Source organism: Nocardiopsis sp. TNDT3 (genome assembly GCF_003427465.1).
Classification (GTDB): Bacteria; Actinomycetota; Actinomycetes; order Streptosporangiales; family Streptosporangiaceae; genus Nocardiopsis; species Nocardiopsis dassonvillei.
In genome coordinates this window covers 1-1,037 of the sequence record NZ_QPFC01001097.1, presented here as the reverse complement: position 1 = coordinate 1,037, position 1,037 = coordinate 1, and the positions used below count along the sequence as shown (strand labels likewise).

Annotated in this window: 1 protein-coding gene; it reads right to left on the bottom strand. The window is 71.7% G+C overall.

The genetic code is table 11. From position 1 onward, the window contains the following. Window positions 1–45 precede the first annotated feature (45 nt). Window positions 46–1,037: glycoside hydrolase family 10 protein (locus DQW06_RS24290; protein ID WP_157983589.1), on the bottom strand; the 992-nt coding region annotated here is incomplete at its 5' end.

Below are 1,037 nucleotides of genomic sequence, written 5' to 3'. Positions count from 1 at the left end.
CCCGCCGCCCCTTCCGGGCGGCGGGTCCTCGCGGATGGTCTCGGCTCAGCCGCGCGGGTCGGCGACCTCGCTCACGGGCCCCTCGACCCTGTAGTCGTCCAGCGCCGTCACCACGTACGCGGAACCGGACTCCTCACCGTTCTCCTCGGCCTTCGCGGCGTCCTCGGCGGTGTGGCCGGAGTCCTCCAGCGAGGTCCCGCCGGTCACGCCCACGAGGTTGTCGGAGGAGAGCACGCCGCAGTACTCCTCCGGGTCGCCCGAGTCCGCCCGCGCGGCCTCCTGCGCGTCCAGGCGGTAGACGGCGTAGAAGCGCGCGTCCTCCACCCGCTCCCACTCCACCGCGGTGTGCTCGTCCGCGACCTCGGCGGTCACGTCCTCCACGGCGCCCGCCAGGGACCGGCCTCCGCGGTCCCCTCCCGCCAGGGGCGGCAGGGCGGGGTCGCCGTAGTGCTCGTCGGCCAGGTGGGCGTAGGCCTCCTCGGCCACGCCTGTCAGGGACTTGAAGGAGAAGTAGACGTCGCCGTCGACCTCGGGGTGGTCGGAGGAGTAGTCCAGCTGGGTGCTCAGCGCGTCCTCGTCGGTCCAGTTGCGGTCACCGACCCGGTACGCGCCCTGGCCGACGTACAGGTCCACGTCCGTGTCCTCGACCTGCTCGGCCCACCACGGCAGCAGCTCCTCGTAGTCGGCGGCGTCGAAGCCCCGCTCCCAGTACAGCTGCGGGACGACGTAGTCGACCATCCCCTCCCGGATCCAGGCGCGGGTGTCGGCGTGCTGGGCCTCGTAGGACTCCAGGCCCGAGGTGTCGGACCCGGCGGGGTCGTTCTCGGCGTTGCGCCAGATGCCGAACGGGGAGATCCCGAAGCGCACCCAGGGCTTGGCCTCCTCGATGCGCTCGTGCACACCGCTGACGAAGCCGTTGACGTTGTCGCGCCGCCAGTCCTCGCGGTCCTCGAAGCCGTCGCCGTACTCCTCCCACGTCCGGTCGTCGTCGAACTCCTCGCCGTCCTTGGGGTAGGGGTAGAAGAAGTCGTCGAAGT